This is a genomic window from Parafrigoribacterium soli, from assembly GCF_040227235.1.
In the GTDB taxonomy this organism is placed as follows: Bacteria; Actinomycetota; Actinomycetes; order Actinomycetales; family Microbacteriaceae; genus Parafrigoribacterium_A; species Parafrigoribacterium_A soli.
Genome location: NZ_JBELNZ010000001.1, coordinates 562,936 through 582,492 on the forward strand (window position 1 = coordinate 562,936; position 19,557 = coordinate 582,492).

The following is a 19,557-nucleotide window of genomic DNA, read 5'->3' on the forward strand; positions in this document are numbered from 1 at the left end:
CCGCACTCCCCTCGTCAGTCCCGGCCGATCGGCTGCGCCGCGAGAGGCTCCGGCAGATCCTCGTGCATGTACTTCGCGCCGCGCAGCGCCGAGGCGACGGCCGCGATGAGCGACATGATCGCGGCGGCCACGAAGACGACGACGAGACCGTCGTGGAATGGGCCGGAGATGAGCTCGGGAAAGAAGTGTTTGCCGGTGAGCGTGGCCGCATGCGCCGCCGAAAGGTGCGGCAGCACGCCGGTCGGAGCGAGCAGGCTCTGGATGGGGTTGTAGCCGAGGAACGCCGCGAACAGGCTGCCCACCGGCGGGGTCTGCGCGACGGCGGCGGCGGCCTGCTGGGGCACTCCGTTGGCCGTGAGTCCGGCGTGCAGCGCACCGGGCAGGTTCGAGGCGAGGCCCGCGATCATGAGCGAGAAGAAGATTCCGATCGACAGCGAGCTTCCCGCGTTCAGCAGCGTTCCCGCCATTCCGGATGCCGAGCCGCGCTGGTTCGCGGGAACGCTGTTCATGATGGCCGTGCGGTTCGGCGCGCTGAACAGGCCGGAGCCGATGCCGCTGAGGCCGGTGAGGATCGCGAACTCCGCATAGTCGAAGTTGACCGGGATCAGCAGCAGACCGATGAAGGCCACCGTGACGAGCAGCAGGCCGACGGTGGCGAAGCCCTTCGCGCCGAAGCGGTCGGAGAGCGCCCCCGAGATCGGTCCGGCGACGAGGAATCCGATCGTGATCGGCAGCAGGTAGATGCCGGCCCAGAGCGGCGTGCTCTCGTAGGAGTAGCCGTGCAGCGGCAGCCAGATGCCCTGCAGCCAGATGATGAGCATGAACTGCATTCCGCCCCGGCCGATGGAGGCGAGGAGTCCGGCGAGGTTCGCGAGGGCGAAGGCCCGGATGCGGAACAGCTGCATCCGGAACATCGGGGCCTCGCTGTGCAGCTCGATGAAGACGAACCACACCAGCAGCGCCACTCCGCCGAGAAGACCCGCGAGCACCCACGGATTCGTGAAGCCGGTCGAGAGGCCGCCATAGGGCTGGATCGCATAGGTGATGCCGGCGAGCAGCGCCGTGAGCCCCACCCCGAAGACGACGTTGCCCGGCCAGTCGATCTTGCCCGGGTTGCGCGTGCCCACCTCGTGCAGCGACTTGTACGACCAGATCGTGCCGATGATGCCGATCGGCACGCTCACGAAAAACACGGCACGCCAGTCGACCACGGCGAGGAGTCCGCCGACGATGAGTCCGATGAAGCTGCCAGCGATGGCCGCGACCTGGTTCGTGCCGAGGGCGAGGCCCCGTCGGTTGGCCGGGAAGGCATCCGTCAATATCGCTGTGGAGTTTGCGAAGAGCATGGCACCACCGACGCCCTGAACGAGGCGCCAGACGATGAGCCACATGGCGCCGGCCGAACCCGTGAACGGGTCGAAGGCGAGCGCGATCGAGCCGATCGTGAAGACGACGAAGCCGAGGTTGTAGATCTTGACCCGGCCGTAGATATCGCCGAGCCGGCCGAAGCTCACGACGAGGACCGCGGTGATGAGCATGTAGCCCATGAGGATCCAGAGTAGGTAGCTGACGTTCGCCGGCTCGAGCGGGTTGAGCTTGATGCCCGTGAAGATCGCGGGCAGGGCGATGATCACGATCGAAGAGTTGATCGTGGCCATGAGGGTGCCGAGCGTGGTGTTACTGAGCGCGACCCAGCGATACCGCGGATGATCGCGGTCGACGATGCCGATGCGGGCTGCGTTGCGGGCTGGTGGGGCAGAAGTCACAGGTGTCTCTCTGATTAGTTGCTTGTGATCAAGCAACTATATTCCGGCACCGCGTGCTCCGGGCAGAGCGCGTGCGTCACAGGCACCCAGCCTTTCCTAGACTGGGCGCATGACTTCGGCTAACTGGGCGGGCAATTACACCTATCGCGCGGGCACGATTCACCGCCCGACCTCGATCGAGGAGGTGCAGGAACTCGTGGCCGCCGCCGACCACATCAAGGCGCTCGGCTCACGCCACTCCTTCAACGACGTCGCCGACTCCCCCGGCGACCAGCTCTCCCTCGAGGCGATGCCGGTCGAGCTCACCATCGACCGCAACGCGAACACCGCCACCGTGAACGCCGGGGTGCGCTACGGCGCGTTCGCCGAGGAACTGCACCGCGCGGGCTTCGCCGTGCATAACCTCGCCTCGCTCCCCCACATTTCCGTCGCGGGCGCGATCGCCACCGGCACGCACGGATCCGGCGACCGCAACGGCAGCCTTCCCACCGCGGTCGCCGCGCTCGAACTCGTCACCGCCGACGGTTCGCTCGTTACCGTGCGACGCGGCGAGGCGGACTTCGACGGCGCCGTCGTCTCGCTCGGTGCACTCGGTGTTGTCACGCGAGTGACGCTGGATGTCGCCCCCACCTTCGATGTGCGCCAGGACGTCTACGAGACCCTGCCCTGGTCGACGCTCGACGCGCACCTCGACGAGATCACCTCGGCCGCGTACAGCGTGAGCCTGTTCACGAACTGGAGCGACAGGGGAATCGACCAGGTGTGGCTCAAGTCCCGTCCGGATGCCGGCGTTTCGAAGGCCGGGGAATCCGAATTCTTCGGGGCGGCGCTCGCGAGCCGGCAACTGCATCCGCTGCCCGAGGTCTCTGCCGAGAGCACGACCGAGCAGGGCGGCGTCGCCGGACCGTGGTGGAACCGCCTCTCGCACTTCAGGCTCGACTTCACGCCGAGCAATGGCGAGGAAGTGCAGACCGAGTACCTCTTCGCCCGCGAACACTCCGTGGAGGCGATCGCCGCGATCCGCGCACTGGGGCCGCGCATCGCCCCGCACCTCTATATCAGCGAGATCCGCACCATGAAGGCGGATTCGCTCTGGCTGAGCCCGAGCTTCGGTCGCGAGACCGTCGCCATCCATTTCACCTGGAAGCGCGAGGATGCGGTGCTCGCGCTGCTGCCACTCATCGACGCTGCACTCGCGCCGTTCGACGCGCGGCCGCACTGGGGCAAGGTGTTCGAGATCGATGCCACGCGCTTCGATTCGCTCTACCCGCTGCTGCCCGCATTCCGGCAGCTGGCCGATCGGCTCGATCCCTTCGGCAAGTTCCGCAACGACTTCCTGCGCCGCACGATCTTCGCCGACTGACCCTTCGGAACGCTGCTTCGGAACGCTGGCACGCGTTCTGTTTACGCGAGCGTTACCACGTGGGTCATTGCCCGTAACCCGCGCCCCCTAGGCTCGACGCAGGGCGCCGTGAACACATTGTTCTACCCAAGTTCTGAGGCGAAAGCAACCCCTTTCGGGGGACAAGCCGGCGCAGATAGGTTTGCGTCACAGTCGAAAACGGGGAGAAACGATTATGAAGGTTACGGCCAATCGGGTTTCCAACGAAAGCGCGCTGTCTCGAGAGGACCTCCTTGTCCATCCTCTCTCGGCCACCGAGTGGAGAATCAGCAACTCACGGTTGTCTCCGGAAGACGCGTTCAGCCTTCTGGGCTTCATCGAGAAAAAGGGCGACTACTTCGAGGCCATGCAACTGGGCCGCGGATTCGAGTGGTTCTCCTTCTCCAGCCTTCAGGATGCAATAAACCACTTCCTCGAGATCGATCGCAGCGACTGCGCACCCGACGAATACGTGCTCTCATGGATGCCGTCGTTCGCCTGAGCGATGGGGCGGCGGCCCGCAGACCCGCCGTCTCACCGGTGCCCGCGCAGGCCGAGGCCAAGTCGGAGGAGAAGGCCGGTGTCGTGCTGGTGTACCGTCCGCGCGCTGCCGTGCCGGCATCCGAGGCGGCCCCAGCGTTGCCGGACGCCGCTCGACGCAGCAGCCGAACGCGTGCTGCGGAGCCGTGTGTCGTCATCCATTTCGCGGGTCGCGAGTTCGTCACCCGGGAGAGCATGGCCGACCTCTTCCTGCGCAGCGCCGGTCGCGTCGTCGTCGACGGAGCATCTCAGTCGGTGCCGCTGCTGCACGAGGGCGGCATCGATCTGCTCTTCATCACGCCGAACGCCCGGGTGCAGGTCACCCGCGCGACGAACGAGGCCTAGCCACCCCTTCCTCTCCGCCTCATTGCGAGGAGAATGAGGCGGACCGGATCATTCGGTCACCAACGAGAGAAGAGGACATGAGCGAGACGCTGGGCGCAGCCCTGGAGCGCGAACACCGTGAGATCGACGGCGGCATCGAGGCATTCATCGGGAGCCTCCCGGATGGGCGCGGCACAACCGAACCGTTGCTACGGTCGATAAGCGGCCTGCGCCGCCACATCTACCTCGAGGAGGAGTTCCTGTTCCCGCCGCTGCGCGAGGCCGGCATGATGGTGCCGCTGTTCGTGATGCTGCGCCAGCACGGCGAGCTGTGGCAGTCGATGGACGCGCTCACCACGCTGCTCACGACGGACTCCGATGCCGAGGCGCTGCGCGCATCCTGTGCTTCGCTGCTCGACCTGCTCGATCAGCACAACTCCAAGGAAGAGCCGATCATCTATCCGCAGGCGGACAAGGTGCTGACCGCGGATGCGAGTGCCGAGCTCAGCGAATTCCTCGAGGCCGGCACCATGCCGGAGGACTGGACCTGCGCGAAGGCCTGAACCGCCGCGATCACTCCGCCGACATCGTCGCAGCGGGCAGGGCGCGAGCGCTCAGCACTGTGCTGACGAGTTCGAGCACGGCGAGCGCGAGGGCGACGAGACCGAGTGTCGCCCACGCTGCGAACCCACCGCTCAACAGGCACGCGAGCACCGGCAGCAGCACGCCGGGAACGAGGAGTGCGATCACCCCGTCGATGCGGCGGCCCAGCCGAACCCCGATGATCGCGTTGACGAGGTAGAGGACGGCCACGCCGCAGGCCAGCAGCACGCGAGCCTCCTGCGGAAGCGACGCATCCGGATGCCGCACGGCGATGCCGATGGAGGCCGCGACGAGCGTGAGCCCGGCGACGAGGAAGAACGGCAGGTACATGATCACGTCGCGCATCGCGCCGTAGGAGTGTGCGCGCTGGGCGATGCTGAGTCCCGCCTCCGTGGTGGGCAGGCCCCAGCGGAAGAAGGTGCGGGCAAGCAGCGCGCAGACGAGGAACCCGCAGAGAGCGGCCACTCCCCCGCCGAAGCTCGGGTGCTCGGTGAGACCGGTGATCGCGAGGTACACCGCCTCCCCGATGACGATGACGATGAACAGGCCGACCCGTTCGAGCGCGTGAGAGACGGATGCCCGCTCGTAGATCTCGAAGGCGAAGCGGCTCCGCACGGCGAGCAGCAGCACCTCGGCCACGACGGCGAGCGCCCAGACGAGATACTGCCAGGGCTGCGGGATGCCGAGAGAGACCAGCCAGACCGCGGCCGTTCCGAGGTTGTAGGCGAACGGTCGCCATAGCGGTGCGGAGGACGCGCCGCTTGCGCGGGAGACGAGCCACATCGCGAGCAGCACGAGGCGGATCCAGATCGCCCCCGCAACGTAGAGCCAGGCCTGTTCCGCGATGCCGCCGGCGATCGCGATCGCCATAGCGGCCGGACCTGGCATCGCCGCGATCACGAGTACCCCCATCGAGGCGAAGCGAGCGCCGAACAGGTTGTTTGTGACCATGAGGTTCACCCAGGCCCACCACAGCGGGAAGAGCAGGAGCAGAAAGCTGAGCACCGCGCCGAGGCTCGTGTCACCCTCGAGGATCTCCGCCGAGATTGCGATGACCACGACGAAGACGAGGTCGAAGAATAGCTCGTACCAGTCGGCGACGCGTCTGGGCGTCGAACCCTGGTCGTGCTCGGGAGCGATGGCGCCTGCGGACTCGGTCGTCATCCGACCATCATCCACCCGCGGCACTCGCTCGGTGAGCCCTACTCGGCGAGAATGGCCTCGATCTGGCCCATCGCGAGCTTCATGCCCTCCTCCATGCCCATCTGCAGCATCTGCTCGAGCTGTTCCGCGCTCTCGAAGATGGTGCGCAGGGTCATTCTGGTCTGCTCCCCCTCGGCTTCGAGCGTGAGGGTCATGTGTGATTCGCCCAGGTCACCCGTGGGATTGCCCTCCTCATCGGCGAATCCGTCGTCGAGCTTGAGGCCGTGCGGAGCATCGACCGAGGTGATCCTCCACCAACCGTGGCCCTTCTCACCTTCGGGACCGGTCATGTAATAGTGCGACATCGCGCCGGGCTCGAGAGCGTGTTCAACGAAGGTCGCCGGCCACTCCGGCGGGCCCCACCAGCGCTCGAGCTGCCGCGGGTCTTCCCAGATCTGCCAGACGCGCGGCACTCCGGCGTCGAAAGTGGCGGTCATCGTCATGGTGAGGGCGTCGAGATCTTTCTCGCTCGTGATTGTCGTCATCGTCTTTCCTTCCGTTGGGCCATTCTTCTTCGGTGTCGTGCGTTTCAGTCTTCGCTGAGGATGTCTGCGATGCGCCCCGCGCGTTCCCGCCAGAGCTGCTCGTACCGGTCGAGCAGGTCGCTCGCCCGTCGGATGGTGTCGAGATTTCCGCGCACGATCTGCTGCCGCCCGCGTCGTTCCTTGGTCACGAGTGCCGCCCTCTCGAGCACCGCGATGTGCTTTTGCACGGCAGCGAAGCTCATTGCATACGACTGTGCGAGCGCAGTGACCGACTGCTCGCGCTTGATCGCCCGCGTGACGATGTCACGACGGGTGCTGTCTGCCAGAGCGTGGAAGATCAGGTCCACCTCGGCGTCACTCAATTCATGTACAACCATTTGGTTGTACATTACCCTTATCATCCGCGTCCCACAACCCCGCGTGACATTTCGTGAGATGCCAGTTGTGGGGGTTACCTGTGCGGAATGAGCCCCACAAGTGGCATCTCGCGCACGTAGGCTACGGGGTGTGAGCACCGTGAACGACCCGGTCGACCTCATCCGGGAGTCCCCGCTCGGCACCCGGATGACCGTGCGGCGTCGCATCGAGGGCGGCCACACGGATGCCGTCGGCTACCTTCGCGAACGCAGCGACACCGAGTGCGTGGTCGAGACCCGTCGCGGCCTCGTGACCATCGCGCTCGCCGATGTCACCGCGACGAGGGCCGTGCCGCCCCCACCGCCGCGACGCGCACCACGCTTCCCGCCGCTCGGCTAGGGCATAAGGGGAAGCCGGTTCACGATCCTGTCGATGCGGTTGCGTGGCCCGACCAGGCTCACCGCGTAATACTCGAGAGCGTCGCTCGAGGTGTCCGCGACCGCGGCGAGGTACTCGTCGTAGACGCGGGTCGACTGCGCCTCGGCGGGCATGTCTGCCACCAGCACGGCCTCTGAGCCGCTCGCCTTCTCGCGGATCGCGGTGAGTTGCGCAGCGGTCGCGGTCAGGATCGTGCAGCCAGCCCAGGGCAGGCCGGAGTGAGTGGCGCCCGAAGCGTCCACAGCATCCGGCCCGAGTAGCCCGCGCGTGCGCGACGAGACGGATGCCGCCACGCACGCGACGGCGTTGGCCGCGCGCCCGGCCGGGAGTGCCTCATTCACGACGATGACCCACTTCAGCCGAGCGGATCGGGTGGGCGCTGCGGTGTCGATCTCCTCGGGCGCGAAGCCGAACGGCTCCTGGGACTCGTCGATCGTCTCCATGTCGAACTCCTCACGTGTGGATGCCCTCAGGCTAGGCTTTGATGCGACATCGCGGCGCCGCATCCGTACTTTGTACGCCAGAGGGAGCAGAGGGAGCACGATGGACGAACTTGACACGGCGATCCTGCGGGAACTGCAGCGAGATGCACGGCGCACCAATCGCGACATCGCCGCCGCCGTCGGGGTCTCCCCCACCACCGCGCTCGACCGCACGCGCGCCCTGTATCGAAGAGGCGTCATCCGGGGTGCCCGGCTCGACATCGACCTGCCATCGATTGGGCGCACCGTGCAGGCGCTCATCGCCGTGCGCATCCGACCGCCGTCGCGCGAGAACATCGACGCCTTTCGCAGTTGGACCATCACCCTGCCGGAGACCGTCGGCGTCTTCGTCGTCACCGGGAACGAGGACTTTCTGCTGCACGTGGCCGTCGCCGACAACGACGCCCTCTACTCCTTCGTGATCGACAAGCTGACCGAACGCGACGAGGTGGCGGATGTGCGCACGAGCGTCGTCTACGAACACGTGCGCGCGGCAGTGATCGAGCCCTGACCAGGCGCTAGTCTGACCCCTATGTTCACCGGCCTCAGCGCGTTTCCGCTCACTCCCATCACCGGGAACGGTGTCGACGAGGGCGCGTTCGCGAGGCTCATCGACCGGCTCGCCGCGGCGAAGGTCGATTCGATCGGGGCGCTCGGCTCGACCGGCAGCTACGCCTACCTGACCCGTGACGAGCGTGCGCGGGCCGTGGAGATTGCCGTCGAGCACGCGGGCGCCGTGCCCGTCATCGTCGGGGTCGGCGCGGTCTCCACCCGCCAGGTGCTCGCTCACGTGGCCGATGCCCAGGACCGCGGGGCGGCCGCCGTGCTGCTGCCCGCCGTCACCTACCAGGCGCTCAGCGATGACGAGGTCTACGGGCTGTATGCCGATGTCGCCGCCGCCGCGTCCATCCCGATCGTCGTCTACGACAACCCGGGTACGACGCACGTGACCTTCAGTGACGACCTCCACGCGCGCATCGCCCAGCTCGACGGCATCGCCTCGATCAAGATTCCGCCCGTCTCGTCGGACCTCGCAGAGACTCGCGACAGGGTCGCGCGCCTGCGCGAGCGCGTGCCCGAGCACGTGACCATCGGCATCAGCGGTGACACCGTCGCACCCGTGAGCCTTCTCGCCGGATGCGACGGCTGGTACAGCGTGCTCGGCGGCATCCTGCCCGAACTCTGCCTCGCCATCGCGCGCACGGCTCTCGCGGGCGACGCCGAGGAGACGCGCAGGATCACCGCATCACTCGACGCGATCTGGTCGCTGTTCCCGCGTTTTGGCAGCTATCGCACGGTGTCTGTGATCGCCGCACACCTCGGTCTCACCGCGCCGCGGAACCTGCCGCGACCCGTGCGGGAACTCGAGGGAGCAGACCGCGAAGCGGTCATCCGTGCGGTTGAAATCGTCGGCTGGCGCTGAGCGCGCGACTACTCCTCGGGCGTGCTCACCACGGCCGGCTCCTTGCGCGCCGCGGATCGCGCTGCCGAGCGAGCCGACCGCCTCTCCCAGGCCGCCGTGATGGTGGGCACCAGGCCCTTCGGCATGAAGACCAGCACGAGAACCAGCACGAGCCCGTAACCCGCGTACTGCAGGGTTGGGCCCATGACCGCGGGCATGTCGGGGAGGGTCGACAGCATGTTGAGCAGCTTGAGCAGGATTCCCACCGCGATGGCGCCGACCAGACCGCCCCACAGCGTGCCGACGCCTCCGACCACGGCCATGATCACGTACTCGAACGACTGATCGGGAGGAAACGATTCCGGGTTGATGAACGGAAAGTAGAACGCCCCGAGCGCCCCGACCAACCCCGCGAACACGGCGGCAAGCACGAAAACGCGCAGCTTGCTTCCGAGCACCGGGACACCGGCGGATGCGGCAGCGGACTCGCTACCCGCCAGCGCGCGGATGCCCCTGCCGAACCGGCTGGTGACGACGCGGTGCGAGAGTATGAGCGCCACGACGAGCAGGATCACGGCGATCACGACATAGATGAGCTTGAGCACGCTGTTCCGAGCCTGCGCGTCCTCGATCGGGAGCACGATCAATGGCGGGATGCCGTTGATGCCGATGCCGCGGCCGAACAGCGGGACGACTCCCATGAGCGCCTGCACCAGCAGGAGGATCGCGATCGTGCCGAACGCGAGGTAGTGACCCCGCAACCGAAGCAGTGGCCAGCCGATCAGCGCTGCGACGGCCGCGGTGAAGATCGGTGCGCACACCAGGGCCAGCAGGGGCGGCAGGTGCCACTGCACCGTGAAGACTCCGACGGTGAGAGCGCCCACCGCGACGAAGGCGCCCTGGCCAAGAGCGGCCTGGCCCGCATACCCCATGAACAGGGAGAGGCCGACGACGACTATCGCGGACATGAGCAGCTGCATATAGAAGGTGAGCTCCGGCAGCAGCAGCGGGATCACGAGGGCCACAATCGTGACCGCTGCAATCTCCGGATAAGGCGACCGTGCGCGCACTCGCGCTAGGACGTTCACTTGGCCTCCTCCTGAGCGTTGAGTGCTCGAGCTCGCACGATCAGAATCACCAGCATCAGGATGAGCGAAACCTGGGTCTGGAAGGACCCCACTCCGTAGCCCTGCAGCAGCTGCCCGACGACTCCGAGGAAGAGCCCACCCAGCAGGGTGAGCCACGGGCTCGACAGGTTTCCGAAAACTGCGGCCGTGAACCCGCTGATGGCGAGAGGGATGTCCTGGTACGGCGAGATCTGCTGGCTCGGCGCGATGAGCACGCCGGCGATGCCGCCGAGAAGGCCACCGATGGCGAAGGCGGCGAGTCCCATGCGCCTGTAGTTGATGCCGACGAGCTGTGCCGCGCGCCGGTTGCTTGCCGTCGCGGTCATCGCACGCCCGACATCCGTTCGCTCGAAGAACAGACCCAGGATGCCGAACACGACGAGCGCGATGGGCACGACGAGCAGACGCTGCCACTCGGTGTTCGCGCCGAGGATGTTCACGGACCCGGAGAGGATCGGCACGGAGGGCGCCGGGTTCTGGCCGAAGAGCAGAATGTTGATCGCGAGCCCGACGAAGACCAGCCCGAGGGTGATGAGCAGCGCGACGAAAGGTGGAGTGTCGCGCCGGGCGAGAACCACCGCGCCGACACCAAGACCGGCGGCTCCCGCCACCAGTACCGCGAGCAGCTCACCGACGCCGTGGGGCATGCCGCTCGTGATGAGTTTCGAGGCGAGCATGCCCGCGAGCACAGCGTAGGTGCCCTGCGCGAAGTTGACGACGTGCGTCACGCGATGGACGATGACGAACCCGGACCCGACCAGGGCATAGGCAGCACCCACGCCCAGTCCCGAGATGACGAAGGTGATGAAGAGGGTCACTGGGCGGTTCCTCGCTTCTCAAATCCGCCGAAGTACGCGGCAGTCAGCGCCGGGTCTTCGCGAAGGGTGGCTGTGTCACCGCTGGCGACGATCCGTCCCGCCTCGATCACGTACGCTCGCGCGCACAGGTCGAAGGCGAGGTCGACCTCCTGCTCGATCAGAAGCACGGTCGTTCCCCGCTCAGCATTGATGCGGCGCAGGTGCTCGACCAGCTTCTCTGAAATGAGCGGCGCCAGGCCGAGCGAGAGCTCGTCAATCAGCAGGAGGTCAGGGTTCGCCATGAGCGCGCGCCCGATTGCGACCATCTGCTGCTGCCCGCCAGAAAGCGAACCGGCGCGCTGCTTGCGGAGCGGCACGAGCTCGGGCAGCACGTCGTAGATGGCGTCGGTATCGCGCTTGCCTCGGCCGAGGCTCCACGCGCCCAACCGCAGGTTGTCGTCGACGCTCAGGTCGGGGAACATCTGCCGACCCTCCGGAACCTGTGCGGTGCGGCCGGCCAGTTCGATGGTGCCCGATGCCGGATGGATCATCCCGCTGATCGTATTGACCAGGCTCGACTTACCCGCGCCGTTGGGGCCGACGAGCGCCACCATCTCGCCTTCGGCGATGTCGAGGCTGACGCCGTCGACGGCGGTCGCCGCGCCGTAGCGCACGACGAGGTCAGCGATGTGCAGCATGACTCTCCTTGGTGCCCAGGTAGGCATCGATGACGCGCTGATTCTGTCGGATCTCCTCGGGCGAGCCATCCGCGATGACCGAGCCGAGATCGAGAACGGTGATGCGATCGGACAGCCGCATCACGAGTCCAACGTCGTGCTCGATGAGCAGCACGGTCATGCCCGTGGCGGCGAGTTCGCGGATCAGTTCCTCCAGCTCGCTTCGCTCCCCGGCACGAAGCCCGGATGCCGGCTCGTCGAGCAGCAGTAACTTCGGCTGCCCCACGAGAGCCCGAGCGAACTGCACCCGGCGCTGGACCCCGAGCGGCAGCTGGCCGGGATCGCGATCGGCCCAGGACTCGAGACCCACACGCCGCAGCGCCTCGTGGGAGTCATCGTAGATCTCCTGCTCCTCGCGTCGCTGTGCGGGCGTGCGCAGGGCCGCGGCAAAGATCCCCGCCCTCGTGCGTCCCGTTGCACCGACTGCGACGTTCTCCAGCACGCTCAGCTCGGGAAAGAGCCGGGCGCCCTGGAAGACGATCGCGATACCGCGCTTCGCCCTGCGATGGGGCGGAAGCCGGTCGATTCGATCGCCGTCCAGGTACACGTGGCCGGCATCCGGGCGAAGGTGTCCGCTGATCAGACCAAACAGTGTGGACTTGCCCGCACCGTTCGGCCCGATCACTCCTCGGAGTTCGCCTGGAGCAACCTCGAGGCTGACATCGTTGGTGGCCGCCACGCCGCCGAACGCCAACCGGAGATGATCGGCGACCAGCAGTGGGCGAGTGCCTTCTTCGCCTGCCACGGCGCAGCTACTTCAGGAGTTCTTTGAACTTGGCCACCGAGTAGTCCGTCGCGAGGAAGTTTCCATCCTTGATCGAGTCAATGGCGATCCAGTCCGGCGTGAGACCGACGTGATCCTTGGCCGAGTACTTGGTCTGGCCCGTGTAGGTCAGGATGTCGAGCCCCTCGATCGCGTCGCGCAGCTTCTTGTGATCGGTGGAACCCGCAGCCTTGACGCCGGCCGACAGAACCTGGATGGCCTTCGCTGCCTCGAACGCGAACTGGGGCGGGTACGAGTACTGATCGTTTCCGAGGGTCGACCAGCGCTTCGCGAAGTCGGCAACCATCGTCTTCAGGTCGCTGTCGGGCAGCTGAGGTCCGACGACGGCGATGTTGCTGCTCAAGTGCACGCCGTTCGTTGAAGCAACGGGCTTTCCGTCCTTGTACGAGTACAGGTTGGAGGCCTGCGACGCGGTCATGAACAGCTGCGTCTTGCTGTTTGCCGCCGCGGCTGCCCACTGGGCGGTGATGATCGACGGCGTCGGACCGGAGCCCCAGACCCAGAACGCGTCCGCACCACTGGCGAGAACATTCTGGATGAGCGGCGTGAAGTCGGTGGTCGCCGGGTCGAAGCCCTGCGAGAACACGGTGCTGATGCCGTACTTGGGACCGAACTTGGCCAGCGAGTCCTGGCCATCCTGTCCATAGGCGTCGCCATCAATGAAGGCGATCGCGACCTTCTTGAGACCCTCGTCCTTGAAGTACTTGATCTGCGCCTCGGCGTTCACTGCTCCCGTGGTGGGGATGACGAAGTCCCACGGGTTCGAGCCGTCAGCGAAGGCGTTGACGGGACCGAGAGCGAGCGTCGGGATCTCGTACTGGAGCGCCGAGGGGCCGACGGCCTGAGAGTTGGCGGTGCGAGACGACGAAATCATCGCGTCGTACTTGCCCGTCTCAGCGAGCTCGTTGTAGAGCTGCACCGAGACCGTCGGGTCGCTCGTGTCGTCGCGGAAGGTGAGCTTGATCTGGCGGCCATTGACGCCGCCCGCCTCGTTGACCTTGTCGACCTCGAGCTTGAGCGCTGCGGTCTGCGGAGCGCCGAGGATCGTGTACGGACCGGACTGGGGAAGGATGACTCCCACCTGAATCGGAGACTTATCTTTGGCTGAAGGCGCTGTGGCTCCGCCACCTCCGGTGACGCTGCATCCTGAGAGGACGAGCATGGCTGCGGCTGTGGCCGCTAGTGCGATCTTCTTCATGCAAAACACTCCACATTCTTCGTTGAACTATGGTGGCGGGAAACTCAGGGATACTGAATATCAGGATTCCTGTGTATTGAGATCATTGCCTCGACCTGGGGGCGGTGTCAAGGGCGGCGGCGAGCAGCTGATTCGATCCATTGCCCGCCTAACGTCTCTTCGTTGAGATGATGCAATTCGACGACGGAGCCGCCGAGGTGTGTCTCAGGTTACCTGAAACACCACGAAGCGGCAAGCCTTTTTGGAAAGCCCCGCGTCAGCGAACGAAAGCGCTCAGCCCGGTCACCGCGCGCCCCACTATCAGGGTGTTCATCTCGCGCGTTCCCTCGTAGGTGTAGATGGCCTCGGCGTCGGTGAAGAAGCGCGCGACGTCATGGTCGATAACGATTCCGTTGCCGCCGACGATCTCGCGCGCGAGCGCGACGGTCTCGCGCAGGCGGTCCGCGATCCACAGTTTTGCCATGGCGGAGTCCTCGTCGCGTTCCACGCCCTGCTGCCTTCGCTCGGCCAGCCGCACGGCCATTCCGAGCGATGCCGTGATGTTGCCCAGCATCCGGACGAGCTTGTCCTGCACGAGCTGGAAGCCGGCGATGGGACGCCCGAACTGCTGCCGCTCGAGCGCATAGGTGAGAGCGGCCTCGTAGGCGCCTGCCTGCGCGCCCGCCGCGATCCAGCCGATGTCGGGCCGGAGCGTGCGAAACAGCGCCGAGACATCCGCGAAGGATTCGATCTTCTGCAGGCGGTGCGACTCAGGCACGGAGACGTCGACGATCTCGATATCGGAGTTCGTCACGGTGCGAAGCGCGGCCTTACGCTCGATCGTCGTGAGCGTCATCCCCGCGGCGTCCGTGCGGGCCAGAAAGACCTTGACCTGCTCGTCGGCAATATCCCTGGCGAACACGGCGACGTACTCCGAGTGAGCCGCGTTGCCGATCCAGCGCTTGTGGCCATCGAGGATCCAGCGGTCGCCATCCCTCCGCGCGGTCGTCGCGAGTCCGCGCGCGACGTCGGAGCCATGGTCGGGCTCGGTGAGGGCGAAGCATCCTGTCATCTCGAACGCGACGATCGGCGCGTCCCAGGCCGCGACCTGCTCGGGGCTCCCGCCCTGGCGCACGAGCTCGCGGAACATCGCGACCTGGCCGTGGTAGAGCATGCCGGTGCCGACATCCGTGCGCGAGAACTCGAAGTTGCGGAAGCCGTTGTAGAGGGAGCGCGCGCGACCATCCGGCCCCAGGATCGACGGGTCGTCGACGAGTCTGAGGTCACGCAGCGCCGGGCGCAGCTGCACGGGCGACTCCGCCCGCTCCCAGTGCTCGGCGAGCACCGGCCTCAACCGAGTATCGAGAACCTCGCGCAGGGCGCGGAGCTTTGCCACCTCGGCCCCGGTGAGCAGCTCCTCGAATCCATAGAGGTCAGACACCGGATAGAGCGCGGTCATGACAACCCGAGCAACCGCACCGCGTTCTCTTTCAGGATCTTCGGCCGGGCCGCATCCTTGATATCGAGGGCAGCGAAGTCCCCCAGCCATCGCTCCGGCGTGAGGGCCGGATAGTCGGATCCGAAGAGCATCTTGTCTTGCAGGATGGTGCCGGCCTGGCGCACGAGCGCCGGTGAGAAGTACTTTGGCGACCATCCGGAGAGGTCGATGTACACGTTCGCCTTGTGCGTGGCCATCGCGAGAGCCTCGTCCTGCCACGGCACGGACGGGTGGGCGAGGATGATCGTGAGACCGGGGAAGTCGGCGGCGACGTCATCGAGCAGGATCGGGTTCGAGTAGCGCAGCTTGAGGCCGTAGCCACCGGGGAGCCCGGCACCCACGCCCGTCTGCCCCGTGTGCACAACGATCGGCACTCCAAGCTGCTCGATCGCCGCCCACAGCGGCTTGAACTCGTCTGCGGAGGGGTCGAAGCCCTGCAGGGTGGGGTGGAACTTGAAGCCGCACACGCCGTGGTCGTTGACGAGCCTGGTCGCGAGGTCGATCGCATCCGCGCCGGTGCGCGGGTCGACGCTGCCGAAGGGAATCAGAACATCCGGATGCCGTGCGGCACCCTCGGCGATCTCCACGCTGCTGTTCGGCTCGACGCCGGTCTGCGTGCGCGCGTCCACCGTGAAGACGACCGCGGCCATCGACTGCTCGCGGTAGTAGTCCGCGAGTTCGTCCACAGACAGTGCCCGCGGCGAGTGGCCGAAGTAGGCGTCCATGGCGTCCAGGAGGTCATCCGGCAGTGCGCGGCGACCGGTCGAGTCGAACTGCACGTGCACGTGCGTGTCGATCGCGGTAATGCTGTCGGGGTTTACTGCAGTTTCATAGCGCGTCACGCCGATACTCCATCCTCGAGGGTGCGTTGCCGAAGCTTGGCGAGGTCGACTTTACCTGTGCCGGTGCGCTCCAGATCGCGCAGGACGAGAACCCTGCGCGGCTTCTTGTAGCCGGCAAGTTCCGCGCCGACGTGGGCAACGAGGGCCGCAACATCGAAGGATGCCGGGTCTGCGACAGCGACCGCGGCCGAGACCAGCTCGCCCCAGCGCGCATCCGGAACACCGAACACCGTGGTGTCCGCGACGCCTGGAAAACGCAGGATCGACTCCTCGACCTCGGCCGGATAGATCTTCTCGCCGCCGGAGTTCACGACGGTGGCACCGCGGCCGAGCAGTTCGATGCGGCCCTCGTCGTCGACGATCCGCACGAGGTCGCCGGGGATGATGTGCCGCTTACCGCGGATCTCGACGAAGTTCGCGGCCGTCTTCTCGGCATCCTTGTAGTACCCCTTGGGCATGCCGCCGGTGAAGGCGATCTTGCCGACCGAGCCGGGGATCCCCTGCACCTCGTCCTGGTTCTCGTCGAGCACGACGGTTCCCGGGGTGAGCTGGAACAGCGCGGGAACTTCGTCGGCCGAGCGGGTGATACCGAGCCCGACCGCCCCACCCTCGGTCGAGGCGAGGATGTCGGTGATGATGAGGTTGGGCGCGAGGGCATGCAGCTGCTGCTTCGTCGAGTCGCTGAAGCGCATGCCCGAGGAGAGCACCGAGGTGAGGTGGGGCAGCTCCGTGATTCCCGCCGCCTCCGCTGCCTCGAGCAGCGGGATCGCGATCGCATCGCCCGCCACCGCAACCCGCGTGACGCCCTCATCGACGATCGCGCGAATGGCCTGATGCGGGTCGAAGCGAGCCGTCGGAAGCACGACGACCGTGCCGCCGACCAGCAGCGCATTGATCACCGTGGTGAGCGCGGTGCCGTGCATGTACGGCGAGAGTGCGAGGGCGACCATGTGCCTCGCCTTCGGTCCAGTGGCAAGCCGCACGACGTCATCCGCGTTCTCGGGCAGCGGCAAACCGGCCGTGACGTAGGCGTTATGCACCTGCATCGTCAGCATCTGCTGCACACTCCAGACGGCGGCCCTGGGCTTGCCCGTGGTGCCACCGGTGTACATGAAGAAGTCGCTGTCGACCGGATTCTCATAGGGCAGGGGTTCGCGACTCGCGTACTCGGCGAAGTCGAGCGCTCCCGGCAGCAGCGGGGCGTCGACGTCCTGCACCTGCAGGAGCGCGATCGGGCGGTCGAGCACCTCGACCGCCTCGGCCACGACCTCCGCGAGGCTCGCGGCGTAGACGAGCACCGTGGAGTCCGAATCGTCGAGCAGGGCCGCCACCTCGCGAGCGCGATAGCGGAAGTTCAGCGAGACCGGCACGACACCGACCCTGATGGAGCCCGCGAAGGTGACGAGCCACTCCGGCTGGTTGTGCAGCAGAATGGACACCTTGTCATCGCGACCGATGCCGAGCTCCGCCAGCAGTGCGGCGAACTTCGCGCCGGCCTCATCGAACGCGGCCCGGCTGAGCGTGCCCTCCCCCACCGTGACGACCGCGGGCTCGTCGGGTTCCTCAAGCGCGATGCGGTGCCACAGGTCGGCGTAGTGCCCGTCCATCGCGCTCAGTCCAGCGGAGCGAAGGTCGGACCGGAGTGCTGCGCGTGCGGCGCGAGCTCACTGTTCCACACGTCGCGGATGCCCTCGGCGCTCCAGCCGCCGTCGGCATCCCGGGTCTCGAGCACCGAGGGGTGCGCGTAGAGGGTGAGGCGGTCGCCGCCGAGTCCGATCGCCTGGCCGGTGACCGAGGCGGAGTCTGCGGACGAGAGCCAGACGATGAGCGCGGCCACGTCATCCGGGGAACCGAGCGCGTGCTCGCGCCGTACGATCGGCGGCAGCGGCTCGCCTGCGAGGAACTTCTCGTAGACCTCGGCGTAGATCGGCATGGTGCCCGTCATCGCGGTCATGGCGGTGGGGATGACCGCGTTCACGGTGACCTCCGCTCGAGCGAGTTCGAGCGACCAGGTGCGCGCCATCGCGACGATGCCGGCCTTGCAGGCCGCGTAGGCCGTCTGCCCGAAGCTGCCGAACTGCCCGGCGGGCGAGCCGATGAGGATGATGCGCCCGCCCTCGCCCGCTTCCTTGAAGTGCACGGCCGCCGCGCGACCGCAGGTGAAGGCGCCGCGCAAGTGGGTGGCGACGACCAGGTCGAAGTCGTCGTCGCTCATCTTCCACATGACCCGGTCGCGCAGCACTCCCGCGTTGGCGATCATGACATCGAGCCTGCCGAACTCGGCGACGGCGGTGGAGACGAGGAGGTCGGCGGTCTCGGAGGAGCCGACCGCGGCGACGACCACTGCGGCCCGACCGCCTGCCGAACGCACGAGCTGCGCGGTCTCTTCGGCGGCATCCGCGTCGACGTCGTTCACGACCACGGCGGCGCCGGCGCTCGCGAGTGCAACCGCATAGGAGCGGCCGAGGCCTCGACCGCTGCCCGTGACGACCGCGACGCGACCGCTGAGGTCGATGGGAGCGCCCTCTGCGGCGCTCACCGGTAGTACCTCAGCACCATGTCGACGACGCAGGCGGGCTTTGCGCCGCCCTCGATCTCGAAGGTCACGCGCGGAGCCACCTGGAAGCCGCCCGCGACCTCGTCGACCGAGAGAACCTCGCCGACGACGCGAATGCGGGAGCCCACGAGCACCGGGGCCGGGAAACGCAGACGGTCGATCCCGTAGTTGATGCCGACGCTCATCCCGGTGACCTCGAACACCTCGGCCATGAGCGGCACAACAAGGCTGAGCGTGAGATAACCGTGCACGATGGTGCCGCCGAACGGTGTCGACGCGGCGAAGACCGGATCGAGGTGCACGGGGTTCTTGTCGCCGGAGAGTTCGGCGAAGGCCGCCACCTCCTCCTGGGTGATCGTCCTCCACGACGAAGGTCCGAACGATCGCCCCACCACCGTGGGAAGCTCTTCGATCGGGACGGTCAGACTATCCTCAGTTGTCGAGGTCATGCGTCAACTCCTCTGCGCCATTGCAATAAGACTATGATTCAGGCTACCTGAAACACTGCCACAAGTCGAGACGGCTCGACCGAGTCGCCTTTCTCATGAACGGACCAGGCATGACCAACCCCCGCACGGGGTACCCAGAGGGGTACCTCATCTATCTCGTCAAGCAGGTCGAGTCCGGCCTGCGGCGGCCATTCGACGAGTACATTGCGGAGCAGGGCATCTCCACCGGGGGTTATACGGCGCTCACCGTGCTGCAGAGCAGGCCCGGCATCACTTCGTCGGAACTGGCCCGACGTTCCTTTGTTCGCGCGCAGACGATGGCCGAGACCGTGACCGGGCTCATCGATGCCGGCTTCGTCCGTCGCGAGAAGGATCCTGGCCACGGGCGGCAGTTCCTGCTCTACATCACCGAACTCGGCACGGAACGCGTCGCGGCGCTCGCGCCGGATGTCATGCGGCTTGAGTCGCAGATGACGCAGGCCCTCGGTGATGGCGAGACTGTGGAGCTGGTGCGCGTTCTGCGTGCGTGTCGGGACGCGCTCGTGGAATTGTCGCGCACCCCGTCCGACGTGAGTGCGGTCGACGCCTAGCGCACCGGTGCCACCCGC

The 19,557-nt window shown here is 66.7% G+C and carries 23 protein-coding genes; 8 read left to right on the forward strand and 15 right to left on the reverse strand.

The genetic code is table 11. The features are described from left to right. Positions 1-14: 14 nt before the first annotated feature. The gene (locus tag ABUA37_RS02685) at positions 15-1,766 is read right to left on the reverse strand and encodes an MFS transporter (RefSeq protein WP_349897571.1); all 1,752 of its coding nucleotides are present in this window, start codon (positions 1,764-1,766) and stop codon (positions 15-17) included. 109 nt (positions 1,767-1,875) lie between these two features. Here ABUA37_RS02685 and ABUA37_RS02690 point away from each other — a divergent pair, with 109 nt between their 5' ends. The 4 genes from ABUA37_RS02690 (at position 1,876) to ABUA37_RS02705 (ending at position 4,574) form a co-directional block, all read left to right on the forward strand. Further along, positions 1,876-3,129 carry an FAD-binding protein gene (locus tag ABUA37_RS02690; protein WP_349897572.1) on the forward strand — a complete coding sequence of 418 codons (1,254 nt, stop codon included), beginning with the start codon at positions 1,876-1,878 and terminating at the stop codon, positions 3,127-3,129. Positions 3,130-3,448: 319 nt separating this feature from the next. Continuing rightward, positions 3,449-3,649 carry a hypothetical protein gene (locus ABUA37_RS02695; protein ID WP_349897573.1) on the forward strand — a complete coding sequence of 67 codons (201 nt, stop codon included), beginning with the start codon at positions 3,449-3,451 and terminating at the stop codon, positions 3,647-3,649. Then, positions 3,628-4,032 (forward strand): hypothetical protein, encoded by a 405-nt coding sequence (locus ABUA37_RS02700; protein WP_349897574.1) that lies wholly within the window; start codon positions 3,628-3,630, stop codon positions 4,030-4,032. Before ABUA37_RS02695 ends, ABUA37_RS02700 begins: the two co-directional genes overlap by 22 nt. Before the next feature lie 77 nt (positions 4,033-4,109). Then, positions 4,110-4,574, forward strand: coding sequence for a hemerythrin domain-containing protein (locus ABUA37_RS02705; protein ID WP_349897575.1), 465 nt, complete (start codon positions 4,110-4,112; stop codon positions 4,572-4,574). 10 nt (positions 4,575-4,584) lie between these two features. Here ABUA37_RS02705 and ABUA37_RS02710 read toward each other — a convergent pair whose 3' ends face one another. Genes ABUA37_RS02710 through ABUA37_RS02720 form a run of 3 tightly spaced genes read right to left on the reverse strand, consistent with a single transcriptional unit; the run spans position 4,585 to position 6,679 of the window. Further along, entirely contained in the window at positions 4,585-5,778 is a 1,194-nt protein-coding gene (locus ABUA37_RS02710; protein WP_349897576.1) for a low temperature requirement protein A, read from the reverse strand. Between the two features lie 38 nt (positions 5,779-5,816). Further along, on the reverse strand, positions 5,817-6,302 hold the full coding sequence (locus tag ABUA37_RS02715) for an SRPBCC family protein (RefSeq protein ID WP_349897577.1): 486 nt from the start codon (positions 6,300-6,302) through the stop codon (positions 5,817-5,819). 44 nt (positions 6,303-6,346) lie between these two features. Then, on the reverse strand, positions 6,347-6,679 hold the full coding sequence (locus ABUA37_RS02720; RefSeq protein WP_349897578.1) for an ArsR/SmtB family transcription factor: 333 nt from the start codon (positions 6,677-6,679) through the stop codon (positions 6,347-6,349). 130 nt (positions 6,680-6,809) lie between these two features. Here ABUA37_RS02720 and ABUA37_RS02725 point away from each other — a divergent pair, with 130 nt between their 5' ends. Beyond that, positions 6,810-7,058, forward strand: coding sequence for a hypothetical protein (locus tag ABUA37_RS02725; protein WP_349897579.1), 249 nt, complete (start codon positions 6,810-6,812; stop codon positions 7,056-7,058). Here ABUA37_RS02725 and ABUA37_RS02730 read toward each other — a convergent pair. Beyond that, positions 7,055-7,540 (reverse strand): DUF2000 domain-containing protein, encoded by a 486-nt coding sequence (locus ABUA37_RS02730; protein WP_349897580.1) that lies wholly within the window; start codon positions 7,538-7,540, stop codon positions 7,055-7,057. The genes ABUA37_RS02725 and ABUA37_RS02730 overlap by 4 nt on opposite strands. 100 nt (positions 7,541-7,640) lie before the next feature. Between ABUA37_RS02730 and ABUA37_RS02735 the strand changes: the two genes are divergently transcribed. Continuing rightward, positions 7,641-8,090, forward strand: a complete 450-nt coding sequence (locus ABUA37_RS02735) for an Lrp/AsnC family transcriptional regulator (protein WP_349897581.1) — start codon at positions 7,641-7,643, stop codon at positions 8,088-8,090. Between the two features lie 21 nt (positions 8,091-8,111). Beyond that, a complete protein-coding gene (locus ABUA37_RS02740; RefSeq protein ID WP_349897582.1) occupies positions 8,112-9,002 on the forward strand; it encodes a dihydrodipicolinate synthase family protein in 891 nt (296 codons plus the stop codon). An 8-nt stretch (positions 9,003-9,010) separates the two neighbouring features. On the opposite strand, the gene ABUA37_RS02745 is transcribed toward ABUA37_RS02740, so the two are convergent. The 10 genes from ABUA37_RS02745 to ABUA37_RS02790 all read right to left on the reverse strand — a co-directional run bounded on the left by ABUA37_RS02745 (position 9,011) and on the right by ABUA37_RS02790 (position 18,949). Further along, positions 9,011-10,069 carry a branched-chain amino acid ABC transporter permease gene (locus tag ABUA37_RS02745; protein ID WP_349897583.1) on the reverse strand — a complete coding sequence of 353 codons (1,059 nt, stop codon included), beginning with the start codon at positions 10,067-10,069 and terminating at the stop codon, positions 9,011-9,013. Next, complete coding sequence (locus ABUA37_RS02750) at positions 10,066-10,926, reverse strand: branched-chain amino acid ABC transporter permease (protein WP_349897584.1); 861 nt, start codon at positions 10,924-10,926, stop codon at positions 10,066-10,068. Before ABUA37_RS02750 ends, ABUA37_RS02745 begins: the two co-directional genes overlap by 4 nt. Continuing rightward, positions 10,923-11,603 (reverse strand): ABC transporter ATP-binding protein, encoded by a 681-nt coding sequence (locus ABUA37_RS02755; RefSeq protein ID WP_349897585.1) that lies wholly within the window; start codon positions 11,601-11,603, stop codon positions 10,923-10,925. The genes ABUA37_RS02750 and ABUA37_RS02755 overlap by 4 nt, the downstream gene beginning before the upstream one ends. Next, positions 11,587-12,387: an ABC transporter ATP-binding protein gene (locus ABUA37_RS02760; protein WP_349897586.1), complete on the reverse strand. Its 801-nt coding sequence runs from the start codon at positions 12,385-12,387 to the stop codon at positions 11,587-11,589. The genes ABUA37_RS02755 and ABUA37_RS02760 overlap by 17 nt, the downstream gene beginning before the upstream one ends. Before the next feature lie 7 nt (positions 12,388-12,394). After that, complete coding sequence (locus ABUA37_RS02765; protein ID WP_349897587.1) at positions 12,395-13,624, reverse strand: ABC transporter substrate-binding protein; 1,230 nt, start codon at positions 13,622-13,624, stop codon at positions 12,395-12,397. Between the two features lie 256 nt (positions 13,625-13,880). Further along, positions 13,881-15,062, reverse strand: coding sequence for an acyl-CoA dehydrogenase family protein (locus ABUA37_RS02770; protein ID WP_349897588.1), 1,182 nt, complete (start codon positions 15,060-15,062; stop codon positions 13,881-13,883). Next, a complete protein-coding gene (locus ABUA37_RS02775) occupies positions 15,059-15,949 on the reverse strand; it encodes an amidohydrolase family protein (protein WP_349897880.1) in 891 nt (296 codons plus the stop codon). Before ABUA37_RS02775 ends, ABUA37_RS02770 begins: the two co-directional genes overlap by 4 nt. Continuing rightward, the gene (locus tag ABUA37_RS02780) at positions 15,940-17,550 is read right to left on the reverse strand and encodes an AMP-binding protein (RefSeq protein WP_349897589.1); all 1,611 of its coding nucleotides are present in this window, start codon (positions 17,548-17,550) and stop codon (positions 15,940-15,942) included. The genes ABUA37_RS02775 and ABUA37_RS02780 overlap by 10 nt, the downstream gene beginning before the upstream one ends. A 5-nt stretch (positions 17,551-17,555) precedes the next feature. Next, positions 17,556-18,482, reverse strand: a complete 927-nt coding sequence (locus ABUA37_RS02785) for an SDR family NAD(P)-dependent oxidoreductase (protein WP_349897590.1) — start codon at positions 18,480-18,482, stop codon at positions 17,556-17,558. Beyond that, positions 18,479-18,949: a MaoC family dehydratase gene (locus ABUA37_RS02790; protein WP_349897591.1), complete on the reverse strand. Its 471-nt coding sequence runs from the start codon at positions 18,947-18,949 to the stop codon at positions 18,479-18,481. The genes ABUA37_RS02785 and ABUA37_RS02790 overlap by 4 nt, the downstream gene beginning before the upstream one ends. Positions 18,950-19,059: 110 nt before the next feature. Here ABUA37_RS02790 and ABUA37_RS02795 point away from each other — a divergent pair, with 110 nt between their 5' ends. Next, positions 19,060-19,539: a MarR family winged helix-turn-helix transcriptional regulator gene (locus ABUA37_RS02795; protein ID WP_349897592.1), complete on the forward strand. Its 480-nt coding sequence runs from the start codon at positions 19,060-19,062 to the stop codon at positions 19,537-19,539. The last annotated feature ends 18 nt before the right edge of the window (positions 19,540-19,557 follow it).